16 protein-coding genes and 1 pseudogene are annotated in these 16,918 nt (G+C 71.6%); 15 read left to right on the forward strand and 2 right to left on the reverse strand.

Features of this window, described 5'->3' with window-relative positions; all coding sequences use genetic code 11:
* The first annotated feature begins 3 nt into the window (after positions 1-3).
* The 11 genes and pseudogenes from SAVERM_RS37185 (at position 4) to SAVERM_RS37230 (ending at position 9,018) form a co-directional block, all read left to right on the forward strand.
* Complete coding sequence (locus SAVERM_RS37185) at positions 4-957, forward strand: DnaJ C-terminal domain-containing protein (RefSeq protein WP_010988634.1); 954 nt, start codon at positions 4-6, stop codon at positions 955-957.
* A complete protein-coding gene (locus SAVERM_RS37190) occupies positions 954-1,361 on the forward strand; it encodes a chaperone modulator CbpM (protein WP_010988635.1) in 408 nt (135 codons plus the stop codon). The genes SAVERM_RS37185 and SAVERM_RS37190 overlap by 4 nt, the downstream gene beginning before the upstream one ends.
* Positions 1,352-3,991: an ATP-dependent chaperone ClpB gene (gene clpB / locus SAVERM_RS37195; protein ID WP_010988636.1), complete on the forward strand. Its 2,640-nt coding sequence runs from the start codon at positions 1,352-1,354 to the stop codon at positions 3,989-3,991. Before SAVERM_RS37190 ends, clpB begins: the two co-directional genes overlap by 10 nt.
* A complete protein-coding gene (gene trxA, locus SAVERM_RS37200) occupies positions 3,988-4,434 on the forward strand; it encodes a thioredoxin (RefSeq protein WP_037647185.1) in 447 nt (148 codons plus the stop codon). Before clpB ends, trxA begins: the two co-directional genes overlap by 4 nt.
* A 5-nt stretch (positions 4,435-4,439) precedes the next feature.
* Positions 4,440-4,703, forward strand: coding sequence for a UBP-type zinc finger domain-containing protein (locus SAVERM_RS37205; RefSeq protein WP_037647187.1), 264 nt, complete (start codon positions 4,440-4,442; stop codon positions 4,701-4,703).
* Positions 4,703-6,517, forward strand: a complete 1,815-nt coding sequence (locus tag SAVERM_RS37210; protein WP_037647081.1) for an FAD-dependent oxidoreductase — start codon at positions 4,703-4,705, stop codon at positions 6,515-6,517. The genes SAVERM_RS37205 and SAVERM_RS37210 overlap by 1 nt, the downstream gene beginning before the upstream one ends.
* Before the next feature lie 13 nt (positions 6,518-6,530).
* Positions 6,531-6,893: an Hsp20/alpha crystallin family protein gene (locus SAVERM_RS37215; RefSeq protein WP_010988639.1), complete on the forward strand. Its 363-nt coding sequence runs from the start codon at positions 6,531-6,533 to the stop codon at positions 6,891-6,893.
* Between the two features lie 155 nt (positions 6,894-7,048).
* A pseudogene (locus tag SAVERM_RS40750) lies at positions 7,049-7,491 on the forward strand (short-chain fatty acyl-CoA regulator family protein); the annotation flags it as partial.
* 16 nt (positions 7,492-7,507) lie between these two features.
* Positions 7,508-7,927, forward strand: coding sequence for an aspartate 1-decarboxylase (gene panD / locus SAVERM_RS37220; protein ID WP_010988640.1), 420 nt, complete (start codon positions 7,508-7,510; stop codon positions 7,925-7,927).
* 36 nt (positions 7,928-7,963) lie between these two features.
* Entirely contained in the window at positions 7,964-8,308 is a 345-nt protein-coding gene (locus SAVERM_RS37225) for a GNAT family N-acetyltransferase (RefSeq protein ID WP_010988641.1), read from the forward strand.
* Positions 8,308-9,018: an aspartate/glutamate racemase family protein gene (locus SAVERM_RS37230; RefSeq protein WP_042494012.1), complete on the forward strand. Its 711-nt coding sequence runs from the start codon at positions 8,308-8,310 to the stop codon at positions 9,016-9,018. The genes SAVERM_RS37225 and SAVERM_RS37230 overlap by 1 nt, the downstream gene beginning before the upstream one ends.
* Before the next feature lie 404 nt (positions 9,019-9,422).
* Here the strand turns inward: SAVERM_RS37230 and gndA are convergent, their stop codons facing one another.
* Positions 9,423-10,862, reverse strand: coding sequence for an NADP-dependent phosphogluconate dehydrogenase (gene gndA / locus SAVERM_RS37235; protein WP_010988644.1), 1,440 nt, complete (start codon positions 10,860-10,862; stop codon positions 9,423-9,425).
* A 318-nt stretch (positions 10,863-11,180) separates the two neighbouring features.
* Here gndA and SAVERM_RS37240 point away from each other — a divergent pair, with 318 nt between their 5' ends.
* Positions 11,181-12,356, forward strand: coding sequence for a transglycosylase family protein (locus SAVERM_RS37240; protein WP_037647083.1), 1,176 nt, complete (start codon positions 11,181-11,183; stop codon positions 12,354-12,356).
* Here SAVERM_RS37240 and SAVERM_RS37245 read toward each other — a convergent pair.
* On the reverse strand, positions 12,346-13,473 hold the full coding sequence (locus tag SAVERM_RS37245) for a DMT family transporter (RefSeq protein ID WP_010988646.1): 1,128 nt from the start codon (positions 13,471-13,473) through the stop codon (positions 12,346-12,348). The genes SAVERM_RS37240 and SAVERM_RS37245 overlap by 11 nt on opposite strands.
* Positions 13,474-13,683: 210 nt before the next feature.
* Between SAVERM_RS37245 and SAVERM_RS37250 the strand changes: the two genes are divergently transcribed.
* The 3 genes from SAVERM_RS37250 to glgC all read left to right on the forward strand — a co-directional run bounded on the left by SAVERM_RS37250 (position 13,684) and on the right by glgC (position 16,891).
* Positions 13,684-14,409, forward strand: a complete 726-nt coding sequence (locus SAVERM_RS37250) for a (2Fe-2S)-binding protein (RefSeq protein ID WP_010988647.1) — start codon at positions 13,684-13,686, stop codon at positions 14,407-14,409.
* A 73-nt stretch (positions 14,410-14,482) separates the two neighbouring features.
* On the forward strand, positions 14,483-15,634 hold the full coding sequence (glgA, locus tag SAVERM_RS37255; RefSeq protein WP_010988648.1) for a glycogen synthase: 1,152 nt from the start codon (positions 14,483-14,485) through the stop codon (positions 15,632-15,634).
* Between the two features lie 36 nt (positions 15,635-15,670).
* Positions 15,671-16,891, forward strand: coding sequence for a glucose-1-phosphate adenylyltransferase (gene glgC, locus SAVERM_RS37260; RefSeq protein WP_010988649.1), 1,221 nt, complete (start codon positions 15,671-15,673; stop codon positions 16,889-16,891).
* The last annotated feature ends 27 nt before the right edge of the window (positions 16,892-16,918 follow it).

A 16,918-nucleotide genomic window follows, 5' to 3' on the forward strand; every position in this document is an offset into this window, starting at 1 on the left:
GCGATGGCACGGGACTACTACGAGGTGCTGGGCGTGTCGCGGAGCGCGAGCCAGGACGAGATCCAGCAGGCATATCGCAAACTCGCCCGCAGGCACCACCCCGACGTCAACAAGGACCCCGGGGCGGAAGAGCGTTTCAAGGACCTCAACGAGGCATACAGCGTCCTGTCCGATCCCAAGACCCGAGCCCGCTACGACCGCTTCGGCGAGGACTTCCGCAAGATCCCCGAGGACTTCGACGAACGGGTCGCGGCCGGAGCGGGCGGCGGCTTCCGCGGTCGGAGGACCGCAGGCGGGGGCGGTCCTCGTGTCCGGTACGCCCCCGGCTTCGGCGACGACTTCGGAGCGGAGGGCATCGACATCGAGGACCTGTTCGGCTCCATGTTCGGAGCCGGCGCCGCCCGGGGCGGCGTCCCCGGAGCGGACCAGGAGGCCGAACTGCCGCTCACCGTCGAGGAGGCGTACCGAGGCGGCCGTCGCACCGTCACGCTCGCCGGTCCCGACGGGCAGCCGCGGCGGTACGAGGTCGACGTGCCGCCGGGCGTCACCGACGGGCAGCGCATCCGGCTGGCGGGCGAGGGCGGCCGGGGCAGTGGTGACGCCGCCGCGGGCGACCTGTACCTGCGAGTGCGTATCCAGCCCCACCCCCGGTTCCGGCTGGACGGCCGCGACGTGCACGTCCAGGTTCCGGTCGCCCCCTGGGAGGCGGCCCTGGGCGCGACCGTGCCGGTGCCCACGCCCGGCGGCGGCACGGCCAAGGTCACGGTGCCCGCGGGCTCGTCCAGCGGCCGGCGGCTGCGGCTGCGCGGCGAGGGCATGCCGAACCCGCGCGGCGCGAACGGCGACCTGTACGCCGAACTCCGCATCGTGGTGCCACCCACCCTCGGCGACCAGGAGCGCGAACTGTTCGAGGAGCTCGCCGCCACTTCCTCGTTCGACCCCAGGAGGACGCGATGAACGACCGACCCGCGGGAGCGGCAGGCATCGGCCGGGCCGGCGTGGGCGACCGTCCGGGACGAACGGGCGCCGACCTCACCGCCTCGACGGCTGTCCGGTACGCGCTCGTGCCCGCCCCCAGGCTCTCCCTGGAGGCCGTGGCCCGTCGCTCGGGCCTCCACCCCGATCTGATCCGCCGGTTCGTCGCCCTCGGCCTGATCGACGCCGAACGCGACGCCGCGGGGCGCCTGGTGTTCGACCCCACGGCCCCGGCGGTCCTTGCCCGCATCCAGCGGCTGCGCACCGGACTCTGCCTCAACTACGCATCCATCGGCCTGGTGCTCGACCTGCTCGACCGCATCAGCCTGCTCGAAGCCGCCCTGCGCGGCCGCGGCACGAGGAGTGAAACACCCCCATGGACATGAACCGTCTCACCCAGAAGTCCCAGGAAGCCCTCCAGGAGGCCCAGACCGCGGCCGGCCGCATGGGGCACACCGAGGTCGACGGGGAACACCTGCTGCTCGCACTTCTCGATCAGGAGGACGGTCTGATCCCGCGGTTGCTGCAACAGGCCGGCACCGAGCCGAAGGAACTGCGCGCGGCCGTGCGCGAGGAACTCTCCCACCGCCCGAAGGCGACCGGCCCCGGCGCGGCACCCGGCCAGGTCTTCGTCACCCAGCGCCTCGCCCGGCTGCTCGACGCCGCCGAGCGGGAGGCCAAACGCCTCAAGGACGAGTACGTGTCCGTGGAGCACCTCCTGCTCGCGCTGGCTGAGGAGAGCTCTTCGACCGCCGCCGGGCTACTGCTCAAACAGGCCGGCATCACCAGGGACTCGTTCCTGAGCGCGCTCACCCAGGTCCGCGGCAACCAGCGGGTCACCTCCGCCAACCCCGAAGTGGCCTACGAGGCTCTGGAGAAGTACGGCCGCGACCTGGTCCTCGAGGCTCGGTCCGGGCGGCTGGACCCGGTCATCGGCCGGGACGCGGAGATCCGCCGCGTGACCCAGATCCTCAGCCGCAAGACCAAGAACAACCCCGTCCTCATCGGCGACCCCGGCGTCGGCAAGACCGCCATCGTCGAGGGCCTGGCCCAGCGCATCGTTCGCGGCGACGTCCCCGAGGGCCTGCGCGACAAGACGGTGTTCGCCCTCGACATGGGCTCCCTGGTCGCCGGCGCCAAGTACCGCGGGGAGTTCGAGGAACGCCTCAAGGCCGTGCTCAGCGAGGTCAAGGCCGCCGAGGGGCGGATCCTGCTCTTCGTCGACGAACTCCACACCGTCGTAGGAGCGGGCGCCGCGGAAGGGGCCATGGACGCGGGCAACATGCTCAAGCCGATGCTCGCCCGCGGCGAACTCCACATGATCGGCGCCACCACCCTCGACGAGTACCGCAAGCACATCGAGAAGGACGCCGCCCTCGAACGCCGCTTCCAGCAGGTCCTGGTCGACGAGCCGAGCGTGGAGGACACCATCTCCATCCTGCGCGGACTGCGCGAACGCCTCGAGGTCTTCCACGGCGTGAAGATCCAGGACACCGCGCTGGTCTCCGCGGCCACCCTCAGCCACCGCTACATCACCGATCGGTTCCTGCCCGACAAGGCCATCGACCTCGTCGACGAGGCGTGCGCCCGGCTGCGTACCGAGATCGACTCGATGCCCGCGGAACTCGACGAGATCACCCGCCGCGTCACCCGCCTGGAGATCGAGGAAGCGGCCCTGTCCAAGGAGAGCGACCCCGCCAGCAAGACCCGCCTGGAGGAGCTGCGCAGGGAACTGGCCGACCTGCGCGGCGAGGCCGACGCCAAACACGCCCAGTGGGAGGCCGAACGGCAGGCGATCCGCCGCGTGCAGGAACTGCGCCAGGAACTGGAGCAGGTCCGCCACGAGGCGGAGGAGGCCGAACGCGCCTACGACCTCAACCGCGCCGCCGAACTCCGCTACGGCCGCCTCCAGGACCTGGAGCGCCGACTCGCCGCGGAGGAGGAGCAACTGGCCGCCAAGCAAGGGGAGAACCGGCTGCTGCGCGAGGTCGTCACCGAGGAGGAGATCGCCGAGATCGTCGCCGCCTGGACCGGCATCCCCGTCGCCCGCCTCCAGGAGGGCGAACGCGAGAAACTGCTGCGCCTCGACGAGATCCTGCGCGAGCGCGTCATCGGCCAGGACGAAGCCGTCAAACTCGTCACCGACGCCATCATCCGCGCCCGCTCCGGCATCCGCGACCCTCGCCGCCCCATCGGCTCGTTCATCTTCCTCGGCCCCACCGGCGTCGGGAAGACCGAGCTGGCCAAGACCCTCGCCCGGACTCTGTTCGACTCCGAGGAGAACATGGTCCGCCTCGACATGAGCGAATACCAGGAGCGGCACACCGTCAGCCGGCTCATGGGCGCACCGCCCGGATACGTCGGCTACGAGGAAGGCGGCCAGCTCACCGAGGCCGTACGCCGCAAGCCGTACTCGGTCGTGCTGTTCGACGAGATCGAGAAGGCGCACACCGATGTCTTCAACACCCTGCTGCAGATCCTCGACGACGGCCGCATCACCGACGCCCAGGGCCGCACCGTCGACTTCCGCAACACCGTGATCATCATGACGTCCAACATCGGCTCCGAGCACCTTCTCGACGGCGCCACCGCCGAAGGTGAGATCAAGCCCGACGCCCGCGCCCTGGTGATGGGCGAGCTGCGCGGGCACTTCCGCCCGGAGTTCCTCAACCGCGTCGACGACATCGTGCTGTTCAAACCGCTGGGTGAGCGGCAGATCGAGCGGATCGTGGAACTGCAGTTCGACGAGCTGCGGCAGCGGCTCGCCGAACGCCGCATCACCGTCGAACTCACCGACGCCGGCCGGGAAGTGATCGCCCACCAGGGCTACGACCCGGTGTACGGGGCCCGGCCGCTGCGCCGCTACATCTCCCACGAGGTCGAGACACTGGTCGGACGCGCCCTGCTGCGCGGCGACGTCCAGGACGGCGCGACGGTCCGCGTCGACGCCGAGCACGGAGAGCTGGTGGTCACCTACGACCAGCCCGAGGACGTGAAGGGAGCGTGGGCGGCATGAGCACGATGCAGGCGACGACCGTCAGTTGTCCGAACTGCGGGCGCACCAACCGGGTGCCCGTGGCCGCGGAGGGCCGCCCCAAGTGCGGCCACTGCAAGCAGCCCCTACCGTGGATGGTGGACGCGAGCGACGACGACTTCACCGAGGTCGCCGAGCGGGCCGACGTCCCCGTCGTGGTCGACCTGTGGGCCACCTGGTGCGGCCCCTGCCGCATGGTCAGCCCCGCGCTGGAGAAGGTCGCCACCGATCTCGCCGGCCGCATCAAACTCGTCAAGGTCGACATCGACAAGAATCCGCGGCTGTCGCGGCGTTTCGAGGTCCAGGCGGTACCGACACTGCTCGTCCTCGATCAGGGCGAGACGGTCGCCCGGCAGGCGGGGGCGGCGCCCGCCCCCGTCCTGCGCCAGTGGGTGGAACAGTCGATCACGGCCCGGGAAGGGTGATCCGGATGTCCCTGCACGCAGACCCCCACCTCGCGCTTGTCCGGCCGGTCCAGCCGCTGACCCCAGAAGGGTGTCAGGAGTGTCTGCTGCTCGGCTCCCCGTGGGTCCACCTGAGGCTCTGCCTGACCTGCGGGCACGTCGGCTGCTGTGACTCCTCGCCGAACAAGCACGCGCGTAGGCACGCGGCTGCCGACGCCCATCCGATCGTGCAGTCGTTCCAGCCCGGCGAGGATTGGCGCTGGTGCTACGTCCACGAGGCGTTCGTCTGATGTCCGGCGACCAGCCGCTGCCGGGCGAAGAACCGGTGCCGGAGGAAGCGGACGAGGCCGTCTTCTTGGAGACCCCGGACATCTACGGCGCGTATCCGCGCCTTACGGAGGACCAGATAGCACGTCTGGCGGAGCACGGGCAACGCCGGAGCATGGCTCCGAACGACGTGCTGATCCGGGAGGGGGAGCGCTGCGAGACGCTCTTCGTCGTGCTCAGCGGTTCCGTCGCCGTCGTCGAGGACCACGGCACTCCCGAGGAACACGTGCTGCGCGTGCACGGCCCCGGTCGCTTCATCGGCGAACTCGGGCTGCTGTACGGACAGGTGGCCTTCTACACCGCTGTCGCCAGGGAGCCGGGCGAGGTCCTCGTCGTCTCCTTGGACCAGTTGCGCCGCCTGGTGTCCCAGGACTCCACCCTCGGGGACCTCGTGCTGCGCGCCTGTCTGGGCCGTCGCGCGTTGCTCGTCGGACAGGGCGCCGGCTTCCGCATCATCGGCTCGCGCTACTCGCCCGACACCCGGCGGCTGCGCGAGTTCGCCGTCCGCAACCGGCTGCCCCACCGCTGGATCGACCTGGAGACCGACGAGGAGGCCGAGGACCTGCTGCGCCGCTTCGGCGTCGGCCCGGAGGAGACACCGCTCGTCATCTGGCGGGACACCACCCTGTTGCGCAACCCCAGCAACGCGGAACTGGCCCGGCTCATCGGCCTGCCGTCACTCCCCGCCGGAAACCGTCACGGCGACGTCCTCATCGTCGGCTCCGGACCCGGCGGCCTCGCTGCCGCGGTGTACGCCGCCTCCGAGGGCCTGAGCACCACCGTGGTGGAGGCGATGGCCACCGGCGGCCAGGCCGGCACGTCGTCCCGCATCGAGAATCTGCTCGGCTTCCCCGCCGGCATCTCAGGCGCCGAACTCACCGAACGGGCCGTGCTCCAGGCCGACAAGTTCGGCGCCAGGATCAGCATTCCGGTGGAGGCGAGCGGTCTCCATCCCAAGGACGAGGACCACTACGTGGTGGCGTTCGCCGACGGCAGCGAGATCGCCGCCCGCGCCGTCGTCCTGGCCACGGGTGCCCGCTACCGCCGGCTCCAGGTGCCCGGCATCGAACGCCTGGAGGGAACGAGCGTCCACTACTCGGCGACCGTCTACGAGGCCCAGCAGTGCCGCACCGACCCGGTGGCCGTCGTCGGCGGAGGCAACTCGGCGGGCCAGGCGGTGCTGTTCCTCGCCGGGTACGCGCCGAAGGTGCACCTGCTGGTCCGCGGACCCAGCCTTGAGGCCAACATGTCCCGCTACCTGGTCGACCAGGTAGAGCGCCATCCGCGGGTGGAGGTCATGCTGCACACCGAGGTCACCGAGGTCATCGGCCAGGAGGTGCTGGAGGAGCTCGACGTGGTCGACAACCGCACGGGCGGGCACCGCCGACTCGCGGTACGGGGCCTGTTCGTCTTCACCGGCGCCGACCCCCACACCGAGTGGCTCGCCGGCATCATCGCCCTCGACTCCCGTGGCTTCGTCCTCACCGGCCCGGAGGCCCAGGAAGCCTGCGCCCACCCCGAGGTGTGGCACGGCCGCGGGCGCTCGTGCATGACCCTGGAGACCAGCCTGCCCGGGGTCTTCGCGGTAGGGGACGTCCGTAGCGGCTCGGTGAAGCGGGTGGCCTCGGCGGCCGGTGAGGGCGCGATGGCCATCCACTTCGTGCACCGGCACCTGGGGCACTCGGCCGCACCCGGTCCCACGGGCACGTCCGCTGCCGCGGGCGGCTCGGACGTCTCCCCACGCATACGTCACAAGGAGTCCGCATGGCTCGCATGACGAATGGCGGGCGATGAGGTCACGCCCACCCCTCTCGATCCCCTGGTCGAGCTCGACGAACTGCAAGGACATCGCCGTCGAGGCCAACGGTCCCGAACTCGTGGTCACCGGAGACATCAAGGAGCGGGAGCGCAAGGGCGTCCTGCCCGGCAGCACCCGCCACGTCGGAGCCTTCGAGTACCGCTTGCGGCTGCCCGGAGAGTTGGCCACCCACAAGATCAAGGCCGACATGCAGGACGGAGTGCTCGGCATCACCGTCCCCAAGGGCGAAGCCGCCGGGCCCCGCCGGGTCCAGATCAGTGAGTCCGGCGAGGGCGCGCGCGAAGACGCCGCCCGGAGCGGCGCAGCGGCGGGCGGCGGGACCACCGCCGCCTGAGACCCCACCGAGCCGGCGGTGCCGGACCGGTGTCTGTCACCGCTGCCGTCGCGACGGGGGCGACGGCCTGCACGGTGCGGTTGGTCGGCATGGTCTCGACGCACACGGTCAGAGCCCGGGCTACCGACCGATCATGGCCCGATCGCCCACCGCATGCGCCCGGCCGCATCCACCTCCGGATCCGAAACCCCCGACGCACAGCGCTACTTGTGGACCGGGCGTGCCGTCACCCGGCACCGCGGCGGCTGGGGGGAACTCGGCAAGACCTTCGCCATCTGCCTCGGCCGCGAGATCCGCCACGCCCCACCGCCTCGTCTACGCCGACGGCCTCGACCTCACCAATGTCTCCGCCGCCACCCACATCGGCATGGGCTGCCGCGTCTGCGAATGCCTCGGCTGCCTCCAGCGTGCCGCACCACCTCTCGGCCACCCGCTGCGGATCGACCAGGACCTGACCGGCTCTCGTCCTCTCGCGCGGCATCAGAAAAGTCAGCAACGGTGTGAGTCCTCGAACACCTGGCGACAGCTGACCGAACATGCGAAAAGATGTAATCTCCGAAGACCGCCCTTGACCTGCAATAGCAGGCAGGGAGCCTAAGTCCGGGAGTACCTCCATGCTGCGTACCATGTTCAAGTCCAAGATCCACCGAGCCACCGTCACCCAGGCCGACCTGCACTACGTCGGATCCGTCACCATCGACGCCGATCTTCTGGACGCCGCCGATCTGCTGCCCGGCGAGTTGGTTCATATCGTCGACATCACCAACGGTGCCCGCCTGGAGACGTACGTCATCGAGGGCGAGCGTGGCTCCGGAGTCGTCGGGATCAACGGGGCGGCGGCCCATCTCGTCCACCCCGGCGACCTGGTGATCATCATCAGCTACGCTCAGGTTTCCGACGCCGAGGCGAGGGCACTGCGGCCGAGGGTCGTGCACGTGGACCGCGACAACCGCGTCGTGGCCCTGGGCGCGGACCCGGCCGAGCCGGTACCGGGCTCGGACCAGGCGCGCAGCCCGCAGGCCGTCACCGCCTGAACTCCAGACTCAGGCGCGGGAATCCGAGGAGCATCCATGAGCGACATCGAGATCCGCGACGACCGGACGGCGGGCCGTCTCGAGGCGTACGCCGGGGACGAAGTGGTGGGCCACATCGAGTACTTCGTCCTGGAGACGCCGCGGCGCGCGCTCGTCCCGGTCCACACCATCGTGGAGCCGGCGCACGAGGGCCAGGGCATCGCGGGCTCCCTCGCCCGTGAGCTGTACGGCATCGCCGCCCGCGAGAGCGTCGTGGTGGCTCCCCTGTGCCCGTACGTCGTGAAGTGGGCGGCGCGCCACCCCGAGGAGGCGCCGGCCGCGGATCCGGAGCTCCTGGCGGCGGCGAAGGCGTGGCTCGTGGCGCACCCCGGACGGTTCTGATGACGTCGCGGGGCGGCGTGGGGGCGCCGCACGCCACGCTCGCCCTGCTGCACACGTCCCCCGCCCACGTCCCCGTGTTCGACGCGCTGCGCGACGAGGGGCACCCGGGGCTGGAACTGACCCACTTGGTGGCCGGGGAACTGCTCGCCCGCGCCCGTGCCGAAGGCCCCGAAGCCGTGGCCGGCGAGGTGAGGGCGGCGCTGGACAGGGCGGTCGCGGCCGGAGCGGGCGCCGTGCTGTGCACCTGCTCGACCATCGGAGCGGTCGCCGAGGCGGCCATCGCCGACGTGCCCGTACTCCGGGTGGACCGCCCGATGGCGGCCGCGGCGGTGGCGGCCGGCCCGCGGATCGTCGTGGTCGCCACGGTGGAGAGCACCTTGGAGCCGACGGTCGCCCTGGTCGAGGAGGAGGCCGCCGGGCGCCCCGTCGACCTCCGGACCCTGCTCGTGGCCGACGCCTGGGCCCGCTTCGAGGCGGGCGACACCGTCGGCTACGTCCGTGCGGTGGCCGAGGCGGCCGACACGGTCGCCGACGCCGACGCGATCGTCCTCGCCCAGGCCTCCATGGCCCCGGCCCAGCACCTGACCACGACCACCGTCCCGGTCCTGTCGAGCCCCCGGCCGGGCCTCGCCGCGGGGGCGGCCGCGGCGCGCTCGGGTCAGGGCCCGTCCCAGGCCCACCTGGGCCCGCGTCGTCGCGCGACAGGGTGACTGAGCGAGCGGGCGGCGGGTACGTGGGGGAGGAGTCCAGAGCCGACGTACCGAAGGGCTGGAGGACACCATGACCCATCCGCACCCCGATCCCGTACCGCCGGGTCCCACCCCCGGACCGGGACCCGGACCCGGCCCGGCGCCGTTCCCCGACCCCAGCCCGCTGCCGACCCCCACTCCGGACCCGGCCCCGAGCCCGGAGCCGTCTCCGATCCCGGAGCCGTCCCCGATCCCGAAGCCGCCGGGCCCGGACCCGGTGCCGGAGCCCGAACCGGGGCCGCCGCTCTCCTGAACGCCGCGCACCGGGTGACGCCGTCAGGGCGGCCCACCGGTCCCCCGGCGAACCGCCCTCGGGCGACGGCGCCGCGGGCACCGTCACCCGGGCGGCACCACGGCACCGTCACCTACGCGGTGACCTCCGACCGGTCCCCGCCCCACAGCGTGTGGAACGAGCCCTCCCGGTCCGTGCGGCGATAGGTGTGCGCCCCGAAGAAGTCCCGCTGCCCCTGGGTGAGGGCGGCGGGCAGGCGCTCGGCGCGCAGGGCGTCGTAGTAGGCGAGGGCCGCGGCGAACCCCGGGGTCGGTACGCCCTGGCGGGTCGCCGCGATCAGCACCTCGCGCCAGTCGTCCTGCGCCGCCGCGATCTCCTGCGCGAACGTGTCGTCGGACAGCAGGCTCGGCAGGTCCGCACGCGCGTCGTACGCCTCCCGGATGCGGTCCAGGAAGGCGGCGCGGATGATGCACCCGCCCCGCCAGATCGACGCGATCTTCCCCAGGTCGATGTTCCAGTCGTACTCGTCGCTGCCCGCCGCGATCTCGTGGAAGCCCTGCGTGTACGAGACGATCTTCGAGGCGTACAGCGCCTGCTCGACGCGGTCGGCGAAGGCCGCCGCCTCCGACTCGCCGAGCGGAGCCGCCTTCGGCCCGGCCAGCCCGCGCGAGGCCTCCCGCAGCTCCTGGTGGCCGGACAGGGAGCGGGCGAACACGGCCTCCGCGATGCCCGACACCGGCACGCCCAGGTCGAGCGCGATCTGGACCGTCCAGCGGCCCGTGCCCTTCTGTTCCGCCTGGTCCTGGACCACGTCCACGAACGGCTTGCCGGTCGCCGCGTCCACGTGGGACAGGACCTCCGCCGTGATCTCGATCAGGTAGGAGTCGAGGCGGCCCGTGTTCCAGGTCCGGAAGATGTCCGCGATCTGCGCGGGCGTGTAGCCGGCGACGTCGCGCAGCAGCTGGTACGCCTCGCCGATCAGCTGCATGTCCGCGTACTCGATGCCGTTGTGCACCATCTTCACGAAGTGCCCGGCACCGTCCGGACCGACGTGCGTCACGCACGGCGCCCCGTCGGCCGCCTTCGCGGAGATCTTCTCCAGCATGGGCCCGAGGGAGTCGTACGACTCGGGCGAGCCGCCCGGCATGATGCTCGGCCCGTGCAGCGCGCCCTCCTCGCCGCCGGAGATGCCGGTGCCGACGAAGTGGATGTCCTGCTCGCGCAGCTCGCGCTCCCGGCGCCGGGTGTCCGCGAAGTGTGCGTTGCCACCGTCGATGATCATGTCGCCGGGCTCCAGGAGCGGGGCGAACTCCTCGATCACCGCGTCGGTGGGCGCGCCCGCCTTCACCATGATCACCAGGCGCCTGGGCCGCTCCAGCGCCGCCACGAAGTCCTTCGCGGTCTCGGCCGGCACGAAGTCGCCCTCGTGGCCGAACTCCTCCACGAGGTCACGCGTCCGCGACGCGGTCCGGTTGTGCACCGCGACCGTATAGCCGTTGCGCGCGAAGTTGCGGGCGAGGTTGCGGCCCATGACCGCGAGACCAGTGACGCCGATCTGGGCTGTTGTGCTCATACCGTGGGCTCCTAAGAGGTCCTGAGGTAGGTCCTTGGAGGACCTGAAGTAGGTCCGTGCATCGGTGGTGCCGGTCGTGCTCGCCAGTATTGTCCCGTTGACCATCCTGACGTGCCGGTTCGCCGATCGCACATCCGGGTCTCCCGGACCGCCCGCGACCGGGACGGCCCGCGTGTACCGGCCCGTATACGGCCGTGCGGACAACCGAAGGGCGATTCCTGGTCACTTGGCGGGATGGAGCGGCCGATTGCCGCCTTGTCCTGGCCTGTTCGCAGCGTTTACTTTTGCCGCTCCTGACGCATGTCTAGGGGGTCCCCCATGGCCGTACGCGGCCGGCACCGCCGGTATCAGCCGAACAGGATCAACCGCGCCTCGCTCACCGTCACGGCGGGCGGAGCGGGCATGGCGATTCCGCTCATGGGCACCGGCGTCGCCCACGCCGCCGATGCGGACACCTGGAACAAGGTCGCGGCCTGCGAATCCAGCGACAACTGGAGCATCAACACCGGAAACGGCTACTACGGAGGACTTCAGTTCACGCAGTCCACGTGGGAGGCGTACGGCGGCAAGGTCTACGCGCAGCGCGCGGATCTGGCCACCAGGGACCAGCAGATCGCCGTGGCCGAGAAGGTCCTCGAGGGGCAGGGCCCGGGCGCCTGGCCGGTGTGCTCGGTCCGCGCGGGCCTCACCCGGGGCGGCGGCACGCCGGACATCGACCCGTCCGGCAGCGCGACACACACGGCGGACCGGAGCACCAAGCGGACCGTCCGTGATGTGAAGCCACAGACGACACCGCAGTCGCAGGCGGGCACCGCCGAGATGTACACCGTCCTGCACGGCGACACGCTCTCCGGGATCGCCGACTCCCGGCACGTCCGGGGCGGTTGGGAGCAGCTCTACGCCGCCAACCGGGGGACCATCGGCGCCGACCCGGACCTGATCCTTCCGGGCCAGCGGCTGCATCTGCGCGCCAAGGCCACGACCCGCACCGACGACGCCTCCACGTCGACCCACAAGTCGTCGACGTCCTCCTCCAAGTCCTCGACGGAGAAGGCGTCCTCGGACAGGACCGAGAAGGCGACCACGAGCCACTCCCTCGTCGCCCCGGTGAACGCCGGGACGGGGACGCAATACCATGCGGCGGGTTCGTCCTGGTCGAAGGGCTATCACACCGGCGTCGACTTCCCCGTGCCCACGGGCACCTCCGTGAAGGCGGTCGCGGCGGGGCACGTCGTCAGCGCCGGCTGGGGCGGCTCCTTCGGCTACCAGGTGGTGCTCCGGCACGCCGACGGCCGTTACACGCAGTACGCCCATCTGTCGGCCATCTCCGTGAAGGCCGGGCAGAGCGTGACGGCCGACCAGCGTATCGGCCGCTCGGGGTCCACGGGCAACAGCACGGGCCCGCATCTGCACTTCGAGGTGCGGACGGGGCCCGGCTTCGGCAGTGACGTCGATCCGGTCGCCTATCTGAGGGCGGGCGGCGTCAGGATCTGACGCGGTCGCGGGCGCGGTGGCGGGGCAGGACGGGCAGTGGTACGTACGGGCCGCCGTAGAAGGAGGCGTACGTGAGCGGCGTCGCGGCGGCGTCGGACGGCGCCAGGTCGTCGTCGTAGCCGCTCTCCTCGGGCGGCATCCGGACCGGCTCCGGTTCGTGGACGTCCTGGGCGCTCGAGGCGCCCGGCTGGGGCGGAAGCCCGGCGAGCAGCTCCTCGGCGGGGGACGGTCCGGAGGCGGCCGCCGGTGCGTGGGTGGCGTCGGCGGACACGGTCGCCGCGCGCTGCTCGCGTCCGATCCGCTCCGTCGTCAGCAGGATCAGACCGCCCGCCGCGACGACGCCGCAGCCGAGCGCGAGCAGGGTGCCCGTGGTGCCGTAGCGGAAGGTTTCGCCGAACATCGTCAGGCCCACCGCCGCGGCCACGACGGGGTTGACGACCGTCACCGTGGCCAGGGGGGCCGCCAGTCCCGCGCCGCGGTAGGAGGCCTGCGAGAGGAGCAGGCCCGCGGCGGCGAGGACGGCTATCACGGCCAGGGTGGGCAGCGAGGCGAGCGCGACGCCGTCCTCCCAGTCCACCGCGACGGTCTTCGTGAACACCGAGGCGATGCCGAAGGCCACACCGGCCGCACTCGCGAGCAGCACGCTGCGCACCACCGGGTGCCGGTGCACGGCACGAGCCGCCGTCATCAGCGCGACGATCGCGCCACCGCTGACCACGGCCACCAGCACCCGCTGCGTGGTGTCCAGGGTCTGCGAGTCGGCCGTGCCGGTCAGTGAGAGCAGGCCGGCCAGGCCCACCGTCGCCATGAGCGCGCCGCGCCAGGCGGTCGCCCCGGCCTTGCGGCGCACGAAGAGGGCCGCCATGGGGAGCGCGAAGACGATGGTCAGCGCGCCCAGCGGCTGCACCAGGCTGAGCGGGCCGCAGGCCAGCGCCACCACGTGCAGCAGCGCGCCCAGGCCGTTGAGACCCACCGCCGCCCACCACAGGAGGTGGCGCAGCGGTGCGTAGGGCCGGTCCGGCGTCGTCGCCGCGACCCGCTCCTGCACGATCGCCCCGCCCGCGTACGCGACGGCGGAGACGAGTGACAGCAGCACGGACAACGCGAGGGCGCTCATGAGCGGCTCCTCTGCGAGGGGCCGGGTCGGCTCACCCGGCGCGACGAACGGTCGGCTTCCATACTCACTACGATGCCTCGCGAAATCGCTCGCGTCGTCGTACCTGAGCAGGCATTGGGTCCTACTGCCGATGGAGTAGAACCGGCGCCCCGTCCTCCCCAGGGTGGGTGACACCGGAGGCCGGCCCCCTGGTGGGAACCCCTAGGGGCCTTGGTACTACTGCTCTTCGTGGACCTCGACCCCGATCTCACCGCACTCGACGCCCTCGGCGGCTTCTTCGTACTACGCACCGAGGCGCCGCCGCGCGGCCCGCTGCCGACGCTCGCACAGGCGTACGCGGGACAACACGTGGATGTTTACGGAGATCCGCTGATTTTCCGGGTTCGAAAAGTCACCGAAAGTCTTCGGGCGCCCGAGCCGCGGATCGCGGTCTCCGTGGCCCAGCAGGCACTCGCGGCCCGGCTGTGGTCGATCGCTCTCGGCTGCGCCGCCCTGTACGACCAGGTTCCCGACCTCGATCCCCGGCTCCTGCGGTGGGATCCGGACGCCAGCGCTCCGGACGATCTGTGGCTCTCCGAGGTGCGCCCCCGGCCCGCCACGGCGATCGGCGACCTCGTACGAGAGGGCCACCTCGCCCCGCTGATCACGGCCCTGCGGCGGCAGCAGCACGTGTCCGCACGCCTCTTGTGGGGCAACGCGGCCTCCGCGCTGGCCGGCGCGCTCCGCCAGCTCAACCGCTGGGCACACGCGGGCGGCCGCGACGAGGTGGCCGACCGGGCCCGCGCCTTCGCCGCCGCGTCCCTCGCGCACCCCGACCTGTCCGGCACCCTCGACCCGGCCACCCTCCGCCGCCGCAGCTGCTGCCTCTACTACCGGCTGCCCGGCGGCGGTCTGTGCGGCGACTGCTGTTTCGACCGGCCGCCGCGCCACTCCTGAGATCGGTGGTCTTCCCCAACCGCCGCATCTGGGTGACCATGTGGGAACCAGCCGCTGCGACAGGGGGTTCCGGGTGCGAGTGGGACTGCTGACCCGGGAGTACCCGCCGGACGTGTACGGCGGCGCGGGCGTCCATGTCGAGTTCCTCGCACGGGAGTTGCGCTCCCTCACCGACCTGGCTGTGCACTGCTGGGGCGAGGGCGGCGCGGGCGGAGTCGTACGCCACCGGCCCTGGACCGCCCTCGACGGCGCCAACGACGCGCTGCGCACCTTCTCCGTGGACCTCTCCATCGCCGCCGCCCTCGAAGGCCGCGAACTCGTCCACTCGCACACCTGGTACGCCCATCTCGCCGGCCACCTCGGCAAGCTGCTGCACGGCATCCCGCATGTGATGACCGCCCACTCGCTGGAGCCGCTGCGTCCCTGGAAGGCCGAGCAGCTCGGCGGCGGATACGCCCTCTCCGGCTGGGCCGAGCGCACCGCGATCGAGGCCGCCGACGCGGTGATCGCGGTGTCCGGCGCCATGCGCGAGGACATCCTCACCTGCTATCCGACGCTCGACCCGGCGAAGGTGCGCGTGGTGCACAACGGCATCGACACCACCCTCTACCGGCCGGACCACGGCACCGACGTGCTCGCCCGCATCGGCCTCGACGCCGACCGCCCGTTCGTCCTGTTCGTCGGCCGCATCACCCGCCAGAAGGGCGTGCCCCAACTGCTGCGCGCCGTGCGGGACATCGACGCCTCGGCGCAGGTCGTGCTGTGCGCGGGCGCCCCCGACACCCCCGAGATCGACCAGGAGTTCCGTGACCTCTTCCAGGAGCTGAGCCGCGTACGCGCGGGTGTCCACTGGATCCCGCAGATGCTGCCGCGCCCGGATGTGATCCAACTCCTCACGCACGCCGCCGTGTTCGTGTGTCCCTCGGTGTACGAGCCGCTCGGCATCGTCAACCTGGAGGCGATGGCGTGCGGTACCGCCGTCGTCGCGTCGCGGGTCGGCGGCATCCCCGAGGTGGTGGACGACGGACGCACCGGCGTACTCGTCCCCGTGGACGAAGACTTCGAGGCGTCACTCGCGCACGCCCTCGACTCCGTGCTCGGCGACCCGGAGGCCGCCCGGCGCATGGGCGAGGCCGGGCGGGAGCGTGCGGTGCGGGAGTTCGGCTGGGACGCGGTCGCGAGACGCACGGTTCACCTGTACGAGGAAGTCCTCAAACAGGGGTAGTCAGCACGACACAACCGGGCGTAGAGGGGCGGCGGTATGCGGCGCGGAGGACCTTCGGTGCTGGGAATCGTACTCGCGGGCGGCGAGGGCAAACGGCTGATGCCGCTCACCGCGGACCGGGCGAAACCAGCCGTGACCTTCGGCGGAACGTATCGCCTGGTGGACTTCGTCCTGTCCAATCTCGTGAACGCGGACATCCTGCGGATCTGTGTGCTGACGCAGTACAAGTCGCACTCGCTGGACCGGCACATCACCACGACCTGGCGGATGTCGAGTCTGCTCGGCAACTACATCACCCCGGTGCCGGCGCAGCAGCGGCTGGGCCCCCGCTGGTACCTGGGCAGCGCGGACGCGATCTTGCAGTCGCTGAACCTCGTGTACGACGAACGGCCGGAGTACATCGCGGTGTTCGGCGCCGACCACGTCTACCGCATGGACCCGCGGCAGATGCTCGGCGAGCACATCGAGAGCGGTGCGGGGGTGACGGTGGCGGGGATACGGGTCCCGCGCGCCGAGTCGTCGTCGTTCGGTGTGATCGCCCCCGGCTCGGACGGGCAGACCGTGGAGAACTTCCTGGAGAAGCCGGCCGATCCACCGGGTCTGCCGGGCGACCCCGAGTGCGTGTTCGCCTCGATGGGCAACTACGTCTTCACCACCAAGGTCCTGATCGAGGCGCTCCAACGGGACGCGGAGGACGGGGACTCCGTGCACGACATGGGCGGTTCGATCCTGCCCGCGCTCACCGACCGGGGCGAGGCACGGTTGTACGACTTCAGCGCCAACCACGTCCCCGGCGAGACCACCCGGGACCAGGGCTACTGGCGGGACGTGGGGACGCTGGACGCGTACTACGACGCCCACATGGACCTGATCGCCGAGCGGCCCGCGTTCAACCTCTTCAACCGCAGCTGGCCGATCTACACCCACTCCGGACAGCTGTCGCCGGCGCGGTTCAACGCCGGGGGCATCGCCAGCGAGTCGATCATCAGCGCGGGCTGCCTGATCCGGGGCCAGGTCACCCGGTCGGTGCTGTCACCGGGGGTCGTCGTCGACCCGGGGGCCGTCGTCCAGGGCTCCGTGCTGCACGACAACGTGCACGTCGGGCGGGGCGCGGTGGTCCGCGGAGCCGTCCTGGACAAGAACGTCGAGGTGCCGCCGGGCGCGACGATCGGCGTCAACCCGGGGCGGGACGCCGACCTGTACACGGTGTCCAAGGGCGGCGTGATCGGGCTGGGCAAGGGACAGCGGGTGTCGTAGGCCCGCGCGGCCGCGGTGCGCCGGGCG

Origin of the sequence: Streptomyces avermitilis MA-4680 = NBRC 14893 (assembly GCF_000009765.2) — a bacterium.
Classification (GTDB): Bacteria; Actinomycetota; Actinomycetes; order Streptomycetales; family Streptomycetaceae; genus Streptomyces; species Streptomyces avermitilis.